The sequence below is a fragment of the Bacillus sp. Medicinal_06 genome (genome assembly GCF_056711665.1).
The window spans coordinates 193,132-209,299 of sequence record NZ_JBWYHD010000007.1 but is presented as its reverse complement, the minus strand read 5'-3'; the positions used below and the strand labels follow the sequence as shown (position 1 = coordinate 209,299).

General features: G+C 36.2%; 17 protein-coding genes and 1 pseudogene. All 18 read left to right on the top strand.

Annotated elements, in window-relative coordinates:
- Positions 1–20 precede the first annotated feature (20 nt).
- The 18 genes and pseudogenes from mraY to AC1M36_RS18435 all read left to right on the top strand — a co-directional run bounded on the left by mraY (position 21) and on the right by AC1M36_RS18435 (position 16,147).
- Positions 21–995 (top strand): phospho-N-acetylmuramoyl-pentapeptide-transferase, encoded by a 975-nt coding sequence (gene mraY / locus AC1M36_RS18520; RefSeq protein WP_241815805.1) that lies wholly within the window; start codon positions 21–23, stop codon positions 993–995.
- Positions 996–2,348 carry a UDP-N-acetylmuramoyl-L-alanine--D-glutamate ligase gene (gene murD / locus AC1M36_RS18515; protein ID WP_336452066.1) on the top strand — a complete coding sequence of 451 codons (1,353 nt, stop codon included), beginning with the start codon at positions 996–998 and terminating at the stop codon, positions 2,346–2,348.
- Positions 2,349–2,438: 90 nt separating this feature from the next.
- Complete coding sequence (gene spoVE / locus AC1M36_RS18510) at positions 2,439–3,530, top strand: stage V sporulation protein E (protein ID WP_336452213.1); 1,092 nt, start codon at positions 2,439–2,441, stop codon at positions 3,528–3,530.
- A gap of 108 nt (positions 3,531–3,638) precedes the next feature.
- On the top strand, positions 3,639–4,733 hold the full coding sequence (murG, locus tag AC1M36_RS18505; protein WP_336452065.1) for an undecaprenyldiphospho-muramoylpentapeptide beta-N-acetylglucosaminyltransferase: 1,095 nt from the start codon (positions 3,639–3,641) through the stop codon (positions 4,731–4,733).
- Between the two features lie 60 nt (positions 4,734–4,793).
- The gene (gene murB / locus AC1M36_RS18500) at positions 4,794–5,699 is read left to right on the top strand and encodes a UDP-N-acetylmuramate dehydrogenase (protein ID WP_336452064.1); all 906 of its coding nucleotides are present in this window, start codon (positions 4,794–4,796) and stop codon (positions 5,697–5,699) included.
- Positions 5,700–5,797: 98 nt separating this feature from the next.
- Positions 5,798–6,568 (top strand): cell division protein FtsQ/DivIB, encoded by a 771-nt coding sequence (locus tag AC1M36_RS18495; RefSeq protein WP_336452063.1) that lies wholly within the window; start codon positions 5,798–5,800, stop codon positions 6,566–6,568.
- Positions 6,569–6,692: 124 nt separating this feature from the next.
- A pseudogene (locus tag AC1M36_RS18490) lies at positions 6,693–6,809 on the top strand (DUF1290 domain-containing protein); the annotation flags it as partial.
- Positions 6,810–6,967: 158 nt separating this feature from the next.
- Positions 6,968–8,275 carry a cell division protein FtsA gene (gene ftsA / locus AC1M36_RS18485; RefSeq protein WP_336452062.1) on the top strand — a complete coding sequence of 436 codons (1,308 nt, stop codon included), beginning with the start codon at positions 6,968–6,970 and terminating at the stop codon, positions 8,273–8,275.
- A gap of 39 nt (positions 8,276–8,314) precedes the next feature.
- A complete protein-coding gene (gene ftsZ, locus AC1M36_RS18480) occupies positions 8,315–9,472 on the top strand; it encodes a cell division protein FtsZ (protein WP_336452061.1) in 1,158 nt (385 codons plus the stop codon).
- 486 nt (positions 9,473–9,958) lie between these two features.
- Positions 9,959–10,876, top strand: a complete 918-nt coding sequence (spoIIGA, locus tag AC1M36_RS18475; protein ID WP_336452060.1) for a sigma-E processing peptidase SpoIIGA — start codon at positions 9,959–9,961, stop codon at positions 10,874–10,876.
- Between the two features lie 19 nt (positions 10,877–10,895).
- A complete protein-coding gene (sigE, locus tag AC1M36_RS18470; RefSeq protein ID WP_174099297.1) occupies positions 10,896–11,615 on the top strand; it encodes an RNA polymerase sporulation sigma factor SigE in 720 nt (239 codons plus the stop codon).
- A gap of 172 nt (positions 11,616–11,787) precedes the next feature.
- Positions 11,788–12,567, top strand: a complete 780-nt coding sequence (gene sigG / locus AC1M36_RS18465; protein WP_336452059.1) for an RNA polymerase sporulation sigma factor SigG — start codon at positions 11,788–11,790, stop codon at positions 12,565–12,567.
- 151 nt (positions 12,568–12,718) lie between these two features.
- Positions 12,719–12,997 (top strand): YlmC/YmxH family sporulation protein, encoded by a 279-nt coding sequence (locus AC1M36_RS18460; protein ID WP_174103545.1) that lies wholly within the window; start codon positions 12,719–12,721, stop codon positions 12,995–12,997.
- Between the two features lie 116 nt (positions 12,998–13,113).
- Complete coding sequence (pgeF, locus tag AC1M36_RS18455; RefSeq protein ID WP_336452058.1) at positions 13,114–13,923, top strand: peptidoglycan editing factor PgeF; 810 nt, start codon at positions 13,114–13,116, stop codon at positions 13,921–13,923.
- Between the two features lie 6 nt (positions 13,924–13,929).
- Positions 13,930–14,604 carry a YggS family pyridoxal phosphate-dependent enzyme gene (locus AC1M36_RS18450; protein WP_336452057.1) on the top strand — a complete coding sequence of 225 codons (675 nt, stop codon included), beginning with the start codon at positions 13,930–13,932 and terminating at the stop codon, positions 14,602–14,604.
- Between the two features lie 19 nt (positions 14,605–14,623).
- Positions 14,624–15,088 carry a cell division protein SepF gene (locus AC1M36_RS18445; RefSeq protein WP_003199801.1) on the top strand — a complete coding sequence of 155 codons (465 nt, stop codon included), beginning with the start codon at positions 14,624–14,626 and terminating at the stop codon, positions 15,086–15,088.
- A 6-nt stretch (positions 15,089–15,094) separates the two neighbouring features.
- Positions 15,095–15,358, top strand: coding sequence for a YggT family protein (locus AC1M36_RS18440; protein ID WP_336452056.1), 264 nt, complete (start codon positions 15,095–15,097; stop codon positions 15,356–15,358).
- A gap of 15 nt (positions 15,359–15,373) precedes the next feature.
- Positions 15,374–16,147 (top strand): YlmH family RNA-binding protein, encoded by a 774-nt coding sequence (locus AC1M36_RS18435; protein ID WP_336452055.1) that lies wholly within the window; start codon positions 15,374–15,376, stop codon positions 16,145–16,147.
- The last annotated feature ends 21 nt before the right edge of the window (positions 16,148–16,168 follow it).

Genomic DNA, 16,168 nt, shown 5'->3' with positions numbered 1-16,168 from the left:
ACATGAGAGGGGGACTACATGTGCTTGAACAAGGTTTATTAGTAACGGCTGGGGTAGCTTTCTTAATTTCAGTTGCCCTTTCGCCATTGTTTATTCCATTTTTACGTAAGTTAAAGTTTGGGCAGAGTATTCGTGATGAAGGACCGAAATCACATCAAAAGAAATCAGGAACACCAACGATGGGTGGTATTGTCATTTATGTATCTATGATGGTGACAACACTTATTATGGCAATTAAATTTAAACATTTAGGTGCGGAAGTATCATTATTGTTATTAGTTACATTTGGCTATGGATTGATTGGCTTTTTAGATGACTATATAAAAGTTGTTAAAAAAAGAAATCTTGGTTTAACATCAAAACAAAAATTAATCGGTCAGTTAGTTATTGCAATTGCATTTTTTGTAATCGCAAAAGGACAGGGATTTGATACAAATTTAATGATTCCAGGAACCGATATTAAATTTGATCTACACTGGGCGTATTTTATTCTTGTACTGTTTATGCTTATTGGTGGATCAAATGCAGTCAATTTAACGGATGGTCTAGATGGATTATTATCAGGAACAGCTGCAATTGCATTTGGAGCATTTGGTATTATTGCAGTTGCGCAAAATCAGTATGCAGTAGCGATTTTCTGTATGGCGGTTGTTGGAGCGGTACTTGGATTTTTAGTATTTAATGCAAATCCAGCTAAGGTGTTTATGGGAGATACAGGCTCTCTTGCTTTAGGTGGTGCAATAGCTGCTGTAGCCATTTTATTAAAACAAGAACTATTACTTGTTGTAATTGGCGGCGTATTTGTAATGGAAACATTATCTGTTATTATTCAAGTTATTTCATTTAAAACGACAGGGAAACGTGTCTTTAAAATGAGTCCACTGCATCATCATTACGAATTATGTGGTTGGTCAGAATGGCGTGTTGTTGTAACATTCTGGTCTGTAGGATTTTTATTGGCAGTATTAGGAATTTATATCGGGGTGTGGATGTAATTGAAAACTGTAACTGATTATCAAAATAAAAATATTCTTGTATTAGGTATTGCGAAAAGTGGCTATGCAGCAGCAACTTTGCTAAAAAGCTTAGGTGCAAATGTAATTGTAAATGACGGAAAACCTTTAGCTGAAAATGTATTAGCTGCAGAATTGCAAGCAAAGGGAATGGATGTTGTATGCGGTGGTCATCCAATAGAATTGTTAGAAAGAAATATTTCACTTGTTGTAAAAAATCCAGGGATTCCGTATTCTAATCCACTACTTGTTGCAGCGAAAGAAAAACAAATTCCGATTGTAACAGAAGTAGAACTCGCGTATCGTATTTCAGAGGCCCCATTTGTTGGGATTACAGGATCTAATGGTAAAACAACAACAACAATGCTAACATTTGAAATGCTGAAAGAAGGGCAGAAACATCCTGTTATTGCTGGAAACATAGGTACGGTAGCATGTGAGGTTGCGCAGGCGGCGAAAGAAAATGAAGTAGTTGTTACAGAACTTTCATCATTCCAGTTAATGGGAGTGGACACATTCCAACCCAAAATTGCAGCATTTTTAAATTTATTTGAAGCGCATTTAGATTATCATGGCACAAAGAAAGAGTATGGTTTAGCGAAAGCGAATATTTTTAAAAACCAAACTGAAGCAGATTACAGTGTAATGAATGCTGATGATGCAGATGTAATGGCCTTATCAGCAAATAGTAAAGGACAAAAAATATTATTTTCAGCCACGAAAGTAATTGAAGATGGTGCATGTATAAAAGATAGTGCTCTTTATTTTAAGGGTGAGAAAGTTGTTGAAATCAAGGACATCGTTTTACCAGGTAAACATAACTTAGAAAACATTTTAGCAGCAATGAGCATTGCAAAATTACTAGGTGTAGCAAATGAGGCTATTGTTACTGTATTAAAACGATTTACGGGTGTAAAGCATCGTCTAGAGTATGTAACAACGATTAACAATCGTAAGTTTTATAATGATTCCAAAGCAACGAACATGTTAGCGACGGAAAAAGCTTTATCAGCATTCGCGCAGCCTGTTATTTTACTAGCAGGTGGGCTTGATCGAGGAAATGAATTTGATGATTTAATTCCATATTTTGAACATGTAAAAGCAATTGTGACATATGGACAAACTGCACCAAAATTAGTAAAGGCAGCGGAAAAAGCAGGATTAGATATGATTGAAACTGTCGATAATTTAGAAGAGGCAGTAGAACGAGCATATGCTCTTTCAGCAGATGGAGATGTAATTCTTCTTTCACCAGCATGTGCGAGCTGGGATCAATTTAAAACATTTGAAGAAAGAGGAGACATTTTTATACAAGCTGTGCATAAACTTATATAAAGTAAACAAAACATCAGTAGGCTAACACCTACTGATGTTTTGTTACATAGAACAAAAAAGCTTCTTCAAAAGAGGTGGTGCTCATTGCCAATGAAGAAAACACCTGATTTTATTTTAATTATCGTTACGCTTTTGTTGTTAACAATTGGAATGATAATGGTCTACAGTGCAAGTGCTGTCTGGGCTTCCTATAAGATGGGTGATTCATTCTTTTTTGCAAAACGACAGCTGTTATTTGCGGGGCTTGGTGTAGCTGCTATGTTTTTTATTATGAGAATTGACTATTGGACATGGCGAACCTATTCGAAGGTGATTTTACTGGTTTGTTTTATTCTCCTTATCCTTGTTCTGATTCCTGGAGTTGGACTTGTTCGGGGGGGAGCGCGAAGTTGGATTGGGGTTGGAGCATTTTCGATTCAGCCATCAGAATTTATGAAATTTGCGATGATCATTTTTTTAGCTAAATTTTTAGCAGAAAGGCAAAAGTTAATCACTTCTTTTAAAAAAGGACTACTTCCAGCGCTTAGTTTTGTATTTGTTGCATTTGGCATGATTATGTTACAACCAGATTTGGGGACAGGGACAGTAATGGTTGGGACATGTATCGTAATGATTTTTATTTCAGGAGCACGCGTTTTTCACTTTTCGATGTTAGGGTTAATCGGAGTAGCGGGGTTTGTTGGATTAATTGCATCAGCACCATATCGAATGAAACGAATTACTTCATACTTGGACCCATGGTCAGACCCGCTCGGGAGTGGATTCCAAATTATTCAATCGCTACTTGCAATTGGTCCTGGTGGTTTATTTGGGCTTGGACTTGGACAAAGTAGACAAAAATTTCTTTACTTGCCGGAGCCGCAAACTGACTTTATCTTTGCGATTTTATCGGAAGAATTAGGTTTTATTGGTGGGTCGTTTGTGTTATTATTATTTAGTCTGTTATTATGGCGCGGGATTCGTATAGCATTAGGAGCGCCGGATTTATATGGTACGTTTTTAGCAGTAGGTATTGTGGCGATGATCGCGATTCAAGTGATGATTAATGTTGGTGTTGTAACAGGATTGATGCCTGTTACGGGTATTACTTTGCCATTTCTAAGTTATGGTGGGTCAAGTTTGACCTTAATGCTAATGGCAGTTGGCGTATTATTGAATATAAGTCGTCACTCTCGCTACTAAACCCTGTTTATAAGACAGGGTTTTTCGTGTGTAGAAAACGGAAAATATATGAATAAGTATATGAATATATAAAATTGAATTTAGAACAGAGAAGCGGAGGAATTTGCAGTGCGAGTATTAGTTAGTGGTGGTGGCACAGGAGGTCATATATATCCAGCTCTTGCTTTAATTAGGGAAATAAAAAAAATACATCCTGAAGCAAGGTTTTTATACATTGGTACGGAGAATGGACTAGAAAGTACAATTGTTCCCAAGGCAGGGATACCATTTCAATCAATTGTTATTAGTGGATTTAAAAGAAAAATATCCCTTGATAATGTCAAAACAGTGATGCGTTTTCTAAAAGGGGTGCAAGATAGTAAAAGGTATATTCGTCGTTTCAATCCAGATGTTGTAATTGGTACAGGAGGCTATGTATGTGGTCCAGTCGTTTATGCTGCAGCAAAATTAGGAATTCCAACGATTGTACATGAACAAAATAGTGTACCTGGTGTAACGAATAAATTTTTAAGTCGCTATGTGGATAAGGTAGCTGTTTGTTTTGAAGCGGCAGCTGAACATTTTCCAAAGTCGAAAGTTGTTATGACAGGAAATCCACGTGCATCAGAAGTAATGAATCAAAATGGCATGAAAGGAAAGCGTTCTGTTGGATTATCTCTTCCTAAAAAATCTGTGCTTATTTTTGGTGGGAGTCGCGGAGCAAGACCGATTAATGATGCATTTGTAGCAGCAATTGAACAATTTGGTAACAAAGATTATGAAGTATTGTATATCACAGGTGAAGTGCATTATGATAAAGTCATGGAAGCTGTAAAACAAAAGGGAAATCCAAGTAATGTAATCATTAAACCATTTATTCATAATATGCCAGAGGTACTTACTGGCGTGGATCTTGTTGTTTCCCGTGCTGGTGCTACAACGTTAGCAGAGTTAACAGCTTTAGGAAAACCAAGTATTTTAATTCCAAGTCCTTATGTGACAAATAACCATCAAGAGAAAAATGCGAGATCAGTTGTCGATAAGGGAGCAGCAAAAATGCTTCTTGAAAAAGATTTGACTGCTGAAACACTTCTTCATGATATTGATGAAATTCTATTAAATACACAAACATTACAAAATATGAAACTAGCTGCTACTCAGTTAGGAATGCCAGATGCAGCGAATAAGTTATTTGAAGTGATGAAAAAGCTTGCACAGAAATAACGTTAGGTGAATGCCCTGCATACTACTGTAATACGGAGATTTCATATGGGGGAGATCATCATGAAACAATTAGCAAAGGAACTTATCGAAGAAGAAGTTGGTAAAGTATTAGAAAATGAAGCGTTAGCTCGTTATACAACTATGAAAATAGGTGGGCCAGCTGATATTCTAATCGTGCCAAGTAGTGTGATTGGTGTGGAAAAAACTTTAGGTTTAGTAAAGAAATATCACGCAAAGTGGACAGCAATTGGACGTGGGTCTAATCTTCTTGTATCTGATAAAGGTATTGAAGGTGTCGTAATTCGTTTAGGAGAAGGATTAGATCACCTAGAAGTAGAAGGAACTACTGTACGAGTTGGAGGAGGATATCCTCTTATTAAGTTGTCAACATTACTTAGTCGCCAAGGTCTAGCTGGATTAGAATTTGCTAGTGGTATCCCAGGGAGTATGGGCGGGGCAGTATATATGAATGCTGGTGCACATAAATCAGATATGTCAGAAGTTTTAACGAGAGCTCGTATTATGTTTGAGGATGGTACAATGAAGTGGCTAACAAAAGAAGAGATGGAATTTTCTTATCGGACTTCGGTACTACAAACAAAACGTCCTGGCATTGTAGTAGAAGCGGAATTACAATTGAAAGCAGGCAATCGTGAAGAAATAGTAAGTATCATGCAAAAGAATAAAGACTATCGCCGTGAAACGCAGCCATGGAACCACCCTTGCGCTGGCAGTATATTTAGAAATCCTCTACCCAATTTTGCTGGAGATTTAGTGGAAAAGGCAGGTCTACGTGGATATCAAATCGGTGGTGCGAAAATTTCTGAAATGCATGGGAATTTTATTGTCAATGCAGGATCTGCATCAGCACAAGACGTACTGGATTTAATTGCGTTTATCAAAAAAACAATTAAAGAAAAATTTGGTGTCGATATGCATACAGAAGTAGAAATCATTGGAAGATAGCTGTTATTTGTTCCGCTCATTATCATTTATGGTATAATAAGAAGATAAGAACGGCATGCATTACATGCCGTTCTTTATGTTACATAGGGGGATCGTACATGAAAAATAGTAAAGTGATTAAACTACAAGATCGTGTACCAAAACTAAAGAATCAAAAGAAAAAGAATAAAAAGCCTGTCAATCAGAGATTAATTTTATATGTATCAATTTTGTTTTTACTAGTACTTTTTTTAATTTACTTTCGATCTCCACTTAGTAATATAAAAAAGATAAGTGTTTTAGGAAATCATTATATGACAGATGCACAAGTCATGAAGGAATCTGGAATTACATATGAAACGAGCTATTTTCGAGTGACAGCACATAAGGCGGAAAAGAATTTAACAAAACGAAATGAAATTAAAAAAGTGAATGTCAAAAAGCGTTTTCCAAATAAAATTGACATTCATATTGAAGAGTATGTAACGATAGGGTATATAAATAAAGGCGGGAAATTACAACCGCTTTTAGAGAATGGCAAAACGCTTGAGATACTACCGAACGGGAAGTTACCTGTTGCAGCTCCGATTTTTGAGCCGTTTAAAGAAAAGAAAATGAAAGAGTTAATTGAAGAACTAGAAAAATTAACTCCAACTATCCTCAGGTCTATTTCTGAAATTCATTATGCTCCAACGAATGCAAATGAAGATCATCTTACTTTATATATGAATGAAGGCTATGAAGTGAGTGCAACGATACAAGATTTTGCAAAGCGTATGGAAGCATATCCATTGATTATAAAAAATATAGAATCAGGTAGAAAAGTTTTAATTGATTTAGAAGTGGGCGCATACTTTAAATATTTAGATGAGGAAGAAAAAAAGAAGTAGAGTAGTAGTTTTATTTCTTTTTAAATACAATAATGACAAGTTTGTTCTTCTATGTGTAAATTTCATTACAATTAGAATCAATTGGGTGAAAATAGCTAGATTTTCTTTGATTCATATTAGGATTGGTACAAGTTTAGCTTTTCTACGAGTACATCTTAGTGTAGACTTATATTTGGCGGTAATCTTTGCATTTGAAATCGAGTTATTTCAAAATAAAGCAGTCATTTATAGGTTACTGTAACATCAATAAGTGAATGTTAAATAAAAATAAGAAAAATACAGGGTTAAAAAAGGGAAACGCATAAAGACGTTGAATATTTTTCTTATAAATAGTAAAGCTGCGATTGTTGTTCCATATATTGACTTGTATGGTATAAATAAAGAAGGAGGTGCCAAAGAATGAACAGCAATGAAATATATGTTAGTCTTGACATCGGTACATCCAATGTTAAAGTCATCATTGGTGAAATGGTTAATGACGGCTTAAACATTATTGGTGTTGGAAACGTAAAATCAAATGGTTTGAAAAAGGGCTCCATAGTTGACATAGACGAAACTGTTCGATCAATTAAAAAAGCAATTGAACAAGCTGAGCGTATGGTAGGAATTCACATTGAACAAGTTGTTGTAGGAGTAAATGCCAATCAGGTACAGCTTCTTCCTTGTCACGGAGTTGTCGCTGTTTCAAATGAAGATCGTGAAATTGGAAATGAAGATGTCTTACGCGTTCTGGATGCAGCACAAGTTGTATCAATTGCTCCTGAACGTGAATTTATTGATGTGGTGCCTCGACAGTTCATTGTAGACGGTCTTGATGAGATTAACGATCCACGCGGGATGATCGGTGTAAGATTAGAAATGGAAGGCACATTAATTACAGGCTCAAGAACGTTACTACATAATTTACTACGTTGTGTAGAAAAAGCGGGCCTTGAAATTGTTGATATTTGTCTTCAACCTTTAGCAGCTGCGACGGTTGCTTTATCTTCTGATGAGAAAAATAGAGGTGTAGCTCTTGTAGATATTGGCGGGGGATCTACAACTCTATCAATTTTTCAAGATGGAGAGTTACAAGCAACAAGTGTATTGCCTTTAGGTGGAGATCATATAACGAAGGATATTGCTATAGGACTTAAAACTTCAACTGAAAATGCGGATCAAATTAAGTTGAAATATGGACATGCTTTTTATGATACGGCATCTGAAGAAGAGGTATTTACGGTTCCTATTATGGGAAGCGATCAAACAGAACAATATTCACAACTAGAGTTGTCTGATATTATTGAGGCACGTGTAGAGGAAATCTTGATGTTTGTTCAGGAAGAGGTCCGGAAGCTAGGAGTAAAACAAGTAGCGTCTGGTTATGTACTTACTGGAGGTATTGCTTCTATGCCGGGTGTTCTTGATCTTGCATATGATATTTTACATGAAAATATTCGTATAGCAACTCCAGATTATATTGGTGTTCGTGAACCTCAGTATACAATTGGGGTTGGATTAATTAAACATTCTTATCAAAAAGCGAAATTGCGTGGGAAAAATGTTCAGGAAAAGGAAGAACATTTTGAGCCAGTACCAGCACCAATGCCAATGCCGGTACAGCAACAACCTGCAAAGCAAACAACTCGCAAGCAGAGTAAAAATAATGAAGACAATGAGCGTATGATGTCAAAAGTGAAACGTGTATTCCGCTATTTATGGGATTAAAATTGCACACGAAAAATGAGGTTCTAGGGGGATTTCGACATGTTAGAGTTTGATACTACTCAAGATCAATTAGCGAGCATAAAAGTTATCGGTGTCGGTGGTGGCGGAAATAATGCTGTAAACCGTATGATTGAGCACGGTGTACAAGGTGTAGATTTCATCGCCGTGAACACTGATGCACAAGCATTAAATTTATCAAAAGCTGAAACAAAAATGCAAATTGGCGGGAAATTAACGCGTGGACTTGGTGCCGGCGCAAACCCTGAAGTAGGAAAAAAAGCCGCTGAAGAAAGTAAAGAACAAATCCAGGAAGCGCTTCGCGGTGCAGATATGGTCTTTGTAACAGCTGGTATGGGCGGTGGAACTGGTACGGGTGCAGCACCAGTTATCGCACAAATCGCAAAGGAACTAGGCGCGTTAACAGTTGGTGTTGTAACACGCCCATTTACATTTGAAGGTCGCAAACGTGCAACTCAGGCTATATCTGGGATTGCAGCATTTAAAGATAATGTAGATACAATCATTGTTATACCGAATGATCGTATTTTAGAAATTGTAGATAAAAATACACCAATGCTTGAAGCGTTCCGTGAAGCGGATAACGTATTACGACAAGGTGTACAAGGTATTTCAGATTTAATTGCTACACCTGGTCTTATTAACTTAGACTTTGCAGACGTAAAAACAATTATGTCTAACAAAGGTTCTGCGTTAATGGGTATTGGTGTTGGAACTGGTGAAAACCGTGCGGCAGAAGCAGCAAAACGCGCGATTTCTAGTCCATTATTAGAAACATCTATCGATGGTGCACAAGGTGTTCTTATGAATATTACTGGGGGCACAAATTTAAGCCTATATGAAGTGCAAGAAGCGGCAGATATCGTTGCTTCAGCTTCAGATCCAGAAGTAAATATGATTTTCGGTTCTGTAATTAATGAGAGTTTAAAAGATGAAATTGTTGTTACTGTAATTGCAACTGGTTTTGATGATAGTGTTACAGTTCAGCCGCCAAAACCATTTGTACGTCCTACAGCAACTACAAATCACGCGCAACAGCAACAACCAGCAGCTCAACCATCAAAACAACGTGAAGTAAAACGCGAAGTGAAACGTGAAGAGCCTGTTGTGCATGAACGTAATACAGATTCAGATGATATTGATATTCCAGCATTTTTACGTAACCGTCGTAGACGATAAGAAAGAAAGGAGCCAATGGCTCCTTTCTTTTTTATTACATAACCTTAAATGTTTTCAGATGAAAGCTTTTATCGTGCTATTTGTAAATATATAAATTCATTTTGATTTTTCCAATACATAAGTCCCGGCTATGAAAGCAACGGGAGATCTCCATTCACTCATTCTGTTTTCACATGGCATGGGGCTAAAAAATACCCTGATCGCTTCTATCCATAGTTGGATGCTCTCTCTCATCTAAAAAGAAAGGTTTTATATGTTTTTTTTATTTGTATTTATATAGTAAGATTATCCTCTAAAATATAGAAAGCAAGAAAGCTAGATGAAGATTACAGAAAAAGTTTATTATTTGCAGGCTTGCAATATATGCCTCACGACAGATTATGTCTGGAAACCACAAAATAACAAAAAAACCCCTCCATAAATTGACACACTTTCCTATTGGATATGCTTTATACTAGTCTCAACTCAAAAAAAGAGGTGAATGGTTTGGTTGTTTACGCCGACGCTGTTTGGTTGTTAAACGCCTGCATTGATTTTCTTTTACTTTTATTAACAGCAACTGTGTTGAAAAAGAAGATCAAAAGATGGAGGCTTGTGCTAGGAGCTTTTATTGGTTCTACAATTGTTATTTTTGCCTTTACTCCTTTTGCTTCTATGATGACACACCCAATTATGAAACTATTGTACTCGTTACTTATTGTGTATACAGCATTTGGTTTTTCTACTTTTAGAAATTATACACAAACTGTTTTTACCTTTTATTTTGTAACATTTATGGTAGGAGGAGGATTAATTGGAACTCATTTTTTCCTAAAAACGAACGAAATGGTCGATGGATTAGTTCAGGCGAAAGCAATTTCTTATGGTGATCCAGTAAGTTGGATATTTGTTATTTTGGGATTTCCAATTATTTATTACTTTTCAAAAAAACGTATTGAAAATGTAGAAGTGACTAAAATTCATTATGACCAAATTGTACAAGTGAATATTAGACTTGCCGAAAATGAAATGAAACTAGATGGATTAATTGATAGTGGAAATCAGCTTTATGACCCTTTAACGAAGACTCCCGTTATGATTATGCATGTATCATCATTAGAAGATTGTTTACCAACATGGTTGACAGAACAGATCTATTCCAAAACAGAGATTCCACAAATACCAGAAAATGATTCAGGTTGGGCAACGAGGCTACGTTTCATTCCTTTCCGGGCTGTAGGAGTGGATCATCAGTTTTTATGGGCAATTAAACCAGATGTTGTTCAAATTCATCATGAAGGAAGCGATATGATTGTAAACAAAGTATTAATTGGTTTAAATACGCAGCAATTGTCTACAAATGGAGAGTATCAATGTATTATACATCCGAAAATGTTGATATCACCAAAAGTGACAATTGCTTAATTATGAAAGGTGGGAGAATATGGCGAAAATAAAATTTTATTTCATATATCTTTGGTATAAAGTATTGTTGAAACTCGGGATTAAGACCGATGAAATTTACTACATCGGTGGAAGTGAGGCATTGCCGCCGCCTTTAACAAAAGAGGAAGAAGAAGTACTCCTTAATAAATTGCCAAAAGGTGATCAAGCGGCACGGTCATTACTCATTGAACGTAATTTACGGCTTGTTGTGTATATAGCCCGTAAATTTGAAAATACAGGAATTAATATTGAGGATTTAATTAGTATAGGAACAATTGGGCTTATTAAAGCTGTGAACACATTTAATCCCGAAAAGAAAATAAAGTTAGCAACGTATGCATCACGTTGTATAGAAAATGAAATTTTAATGCACTTACGTAGAAATAATAAAAACCGCTCTGAAGTATCATTCGATGAACCCTTAAATATAGATTGGGATGGAAATGAGTTATTATTGTCAGATGTTCTTGGAACCGATGATGATATTATTACAAAAGATTTAGAGGCTACCGTAGATAGGCATCTTCTTATGAAAGCACTACATCAATTAAATGATCGTGAAAAGCAGATTATGGAGCTTCGTTTTGGTCTTGCAGGGGGAGAAGAAAAAACACAAAAAGACGTGGCAGATATGCTGGGAATTTCACAATCTTATATTTCTCGACTTGAAAAGAGAATTATAAAAAGGCTTCGAAAAGAATTTAATAAAATGGTATAAAGAATCCCTTTACAAGCTAATAGTATTAAGGGAAGTATAGAAAACCAATCGGTATTCCGATTGGTTTTCTAGTATTTTTCTTTAAAGTTGAGAGAAAAAAACGATATGCATAAAATTCCCTCCAAAGGAGATACTTTACACTGTACAGCAACTCCCGATAGGAGGGAACACTTTGACGAGAAACAAAGTAGAGATTTGTGGTGTTGATACAGCTAAACTTCCAGTACTAAAAAATGAAGAGATGCGTAAATTATTTCGAGAAATGCAAAGTGGAGAGACTAGCGCAAGAGAAAAATTAGTAAATGGAAACTTACGCCTTGTACTGAGCGTCATTCAGCGATTTAACAACAGAGGAGAATTTGTTGATGATTTATTTCAAGTCGGCTGCATTGGACTTATGAAATCCATTGATAACTTTGACTTAAGCCAAAATGTTAAATTTTCAACATATGCTGTGCCAATGATTATTGGGGAAATCCGTAGATATTTACGTGATAACAATCCAATTCGCGTCTCTCGTTCACTGCGAGATATCGCGTATAAAGCATTACAGGTAAGAGAAAAGTTAATTGCTGAAAATTCAAAAGAGCCAACGGCAATGGATATTGCAAAAGTGCTTGAAGTGACACATGAAGAAATCGTTTTTGCACTTGATGCCATTCAAGATCCAGTATCATTATTTGAACCAATCTATAATGATGGGGGCGACCCTATATTTGTAATGGATCAACTAAGTGATGATAAACAAAGGGACGAGCAATGGGTCGAAGAATTGGCATTGAAAGAAGGAATGAAACGATTAAATGATCGTGAAAAAATGATTATTCGAAAACGTTTTTTTCAAGGGAAAACACAAATGGAAGTTGCCGAAGAAATTGGAATTTCTCAAGCACAAGTATCACGCCTTGAAAAATCAGCAATTAAACAAATGAATAAGACAATTCAAGGATAAGGTCTCATCGGTTAAGATGAGACTTTTTTATGTTGCGCGCCTCGAGATTCTGTTCATAGGAAAGATTACGTGTTCATATAATAACAATAAAGTAAAATTGAAGGAGAAGACTTATCAACTACAAATAGTGACATAGAAGGGGAGAATGACAATGATGCGGATTTCAGAGTTTCAAATTAAGGATGTTGTAAATGTCTCTGATGGAAAAAAGCTTGGAAACATTAGCGATATAGATATTGATATGAACACTGGGAAGATTCAAGCTGTTATTATTTCAAAACAGGCACGAATGCTAGGTATATTTGGGAAAGAGGCGGAGTTTGTTATTCCATGGAAGCAAATTGTAAAAATTGGAGAGGATGTCATATTAGTAAGAGCTGATCATGTCAATTCTGTAACAGAATCAATACAAACACCGACAATTTCTTAAAGAATATTACAAATTCCTCTTTTTTTTATGTTGTCATTATGGAAAAATAAAAGTATGGTAAAATAGACAGGAAGTACCATGCTTTTTTATGTTATTTTATTAAAAGGAGCCGCTTTATGAGAGAACCATTTATATATGAGGACGGTATATTATATTTACAAGCGTGGAAAGAACTTGGAAATATTACTGCAGGATTTACGACGAAAGATGGTGGAGTAAGTACAGGCTCCTTCCAGGCGATGAATTTAGGATTACATGTGAATGATACGATGGAGAATGTTCATGAAAATAGACGTATTTTAGCGGACAAGCTACAAAAACCATTAGAAAATTGGATTTGTTCAGAGCAAGTTCATGATCGTCACGTTGAAAAAGTAGGACAAGGGGAAAAAGGGCGAGGAATCTACTTATATGAAGATGGTATTCCAAATACAGATGGTATTTATACGACTGATAGAGATGTATGTTTAACATCTTGCTATGCCGATTGTGTTCCACTCTATTTCTATGCACCATCGCATGGTATGATAGGACTTGCACATGCTGGATGGAAAGGAACTGTAAAAGAAATTGCAAAAGAAATGATTCAAAAGTGGAGTGCAGAAGGAGTGCCAGCTCATGAGATTTATGTTGCAATTGGACCAGCCATTGGGTCCTGCTGTTATGTAGTTGATGATCGTGTATTATCAGCAGCAAAACAAGCGGTAAACGGACCTGTTCCATATAACGTGATTTCAGACGGACAATATGCAATTGATTTAAAAGAAATCAATCGTATATTATGCTTACAGGCGGGCATAAAAGATGAGCATATTGTGATGTCGTCTCTTTGTACAAGCTGTGAAGAACAATTGTTTTTCTCACATCGTCGTGATCGAGGAAAAACAGGAAGAATGTTGAGTTTCATAGGCTTTAAGGAGGATTGAAAACAAGTGGTAGTGCAAGAGAATTTAGCATTTGTAAATGAGGAAATCAAAAAAGCGTGTGAACGAGCAGAGCGCTTGGTAGAAGAGATTAAGCTCGTTGCAGTAACAAAAACAGTAGGAATTGAAAAAACAAATGAAGTAATAGAAGCTGGAATTACTGATTTAGGTGAGAATCGTAATGAAGGTTTTTTACAGAAGTATGAGCATTTTGGTTCAAAAGTAAATTGGCATTTCATCGGTTCATTACAAACGAGAAAAGTAAAAGAAATTATTAATGAGATTGATTATTTGCATTCATTAGATCGCATTTCACTTGCAAAAGAAATTCAAAAACGTGCTACAAAGCAGGTTCGATGTTTTGTTCAAGTAAAAACATCATCTGAAGAATCAAAGCAAGGGATAGCAGTTGAAGAAACAATTACATTTATTCGTGCTCTGCAAGAATTTGATAAAATTGAAGTTGTTGGATTAATGACAATGGCACCATTTACTGGGGAAGAAGCAGAGATTCGTCATTGTTTTAAGGCATTGCGTGGTTTGCAAAAACAAGTGCAAGAACTAGGGTTACCATACGCTCCGTGTAAAGAACTATCGATGGGAATGTCAAATGATTATACAATTGCAATTGAAGAAGGTGCTACATATATTCGTTTGGGAACGATTTTAGTAGGAAAAGCGTAAAAGGAAGGAGAATGTTATTATGAGTTGGTCAAAAGTAAAATACTTCTTTTTTGACACACCTGAAGAGCGAGAAGCTTACGAAAAGGAAAAGGAGCAAGCTGAAATGAAAAAACAACAAGATCCCCCAGAGCAGCAGGATATTCCACTTACGAAAGCACAGCCGAAACAAAATATTGTAAGTATTGAAACAGCAAAACAGTCTTCTAAAGTTGTTTTGTTAGAACCGCGTACATATTCGGAAGCACAAGGGATTGCGGATCATTTAAAGGGAAGAAGAGCGGTTGTCATTAATTTGCAAAGAATGTCAACAGATCAAGCTGTGCGTATCGTTGACTTTTTAAGTGGTACTGTATACGCTATAGGCGGGGATATTCAAAAACTAGGACCGAAAACATTTATTTGTACACCTGAGACTGTAGATATTGTTGGGGCCATTTCTGAGTTGTTCGGTGAAGAGGAAGAGACAAATATAAAGAGGTGGTAATACGCCATGACGATTATTTTAGAAGCATTGCTTTGGATCATCCAGATTTATTCCTGGGCGCTTATTATCTATATTCTCCTATCGTGGTTTCCAGGGGCAAGAGAATCAACATTTGGTGATTTTCTATCGCGTATTTGTGAACCGTATTTAGAGCCGTTTCGGAGATTCATCCCGCCTTTTGGAATGATTGATATTTCTCCAATTGTTGCAATTATTGCGTTGAGATTGGCTAGTAGTGGTTTAGTAAGTTTGTTTAATTATTTCCTGTAATAAGAGGTTAAATGAATGAACATCTATGAGCATTTTAGACCTGAAGAAGCGGTCTTTGTTGATAAAGCGTTAGAATGGAAACAGATGGCTGAAGAATATCATCAAGTGAAATTAACGGATTTTCTTGATCCGCGCCAGCAACAAATTGTTGCTACGATAATTGGCAATCAAGGAGATGCGACTTTACGACTTTATGGTGCTACGCCAAAAGCGGAAAGAAAAAGAGCTCTTATTTACCCGAGTTATCTCGATTTAAAAGAAGAAGATTTTCAAGTTGAAGTATTAGAAATTGACTATCCTTCCAAGTTTTATACGCTTGAACATAGGCAAATATTAGGTGCATTTATGTCTCTTGGTCTAACGAGAGAAAAATGCGGTGATATTTTGCTTCAAGAAAATCGCGCCCAAATTATAGTTGCAAAAGAAATTGTTTCGTACATTGAAATGAATTTACAATCGATAGGGAAAATGAAGGTCTCACTCTCCTCTGTACAAGCAGATCGAGTATTACGATTGCAAGAAGAATGGAGAGAACAGTCTGGAACTGTTTCATCACTTCGATTAGATGTCCTGCTAGCTGAAATGCTCCATGTATCACGGCAGAAAGTACAGCCGTTTATAAAAAACGGTCTTGTGAAAGTGAATTGGAAAACGGTTGAGCAAACTGCATACGAGTGTTTTCCAGGTGATGTGTTTTCAGTTAGGGGACATGGCCGAAGTAAATTATTTTCTATAGAAGGAAAAACGAAGCGCGACAAATGGAGAGTTTTGTATGGTATACTAAAATGATTGGTTTTTTAGAAGGAAAAT

Bases quoted from the DNA above. Each gene is read 5' to 3' on its own strand.
- pgeF (WP_336452058.1), top strand. From the start codon at position 13,114: ATGAGAGAACCATTTATATATGAGGACGGTATATTATATTTACAAGCG.
- AC1M36_RS18445 (WP_003199801.1), top strand. From the start codon at position 14,624: ATGAGTTGGTCAAAAGTAAAATACTTCTTTTTTGACACACCTGAAGAG.
- murB (WP_336452064.1), top strand. From the start codon at position 4,794: ATGAAACAATTAGCAAAGGAACTTATCGAAGAAGAAGTTGGTAAAGTA.
- AC1M36_RS18495 (WP_336452063.1), top strand. From the start codon at position 5,798: ATGAAAAATAGTAAAGTGATTAAACTACAAGATCGTGTACCAAAACTA.
- AC1M36_RS18460 (WP_174103545.1), top strand. From the start codon at position 12,719: ATGATGCGGATTTCAGAGTTTCAAATTAAGGATGTTGTAAATGTCTCT.
- spoVE (WP_336452213.1), top strand. From the start codon at position 2,439: ATGAAGAAAACACCTGATTTTATTTTAATTATCGTTACGCTTTTGTTG.
- AC1M36_RS18435 (WP_336452055.1), top strand. From the start codon at position 15,374: ATGAACATCTATGAGCATTTTAGACCTGAAGAAGCGGTCTTTGTTGAT.
- sigE (WP_174099297.1), top strand. From the start codon at position 10,896: ATGGCGAAAATAAAATTTTATTTCATATATCTTTGGTATAAAGTATTG.
- ftsA (WP_336452062.1), top strand. From the start codon at position 6,968: ATGAACAGCAATGAAATATATGTTAGTCTTGACATCGGTACATCCAAT.
- ftsZ (WP_336452061.1), top strand. From the start codon at position 8,315: ATGTTAGAGTTTGATACTACTCAAGATCAATTAGCGAGCATAAAAGTT.
- AC1M36_RS18440 (WP_336452056.1), top strand. From the start codon at position 15,095: ATGACGATTATTTTAGAAGCATTGCTTTGGATCATCCAGATTTATTCC.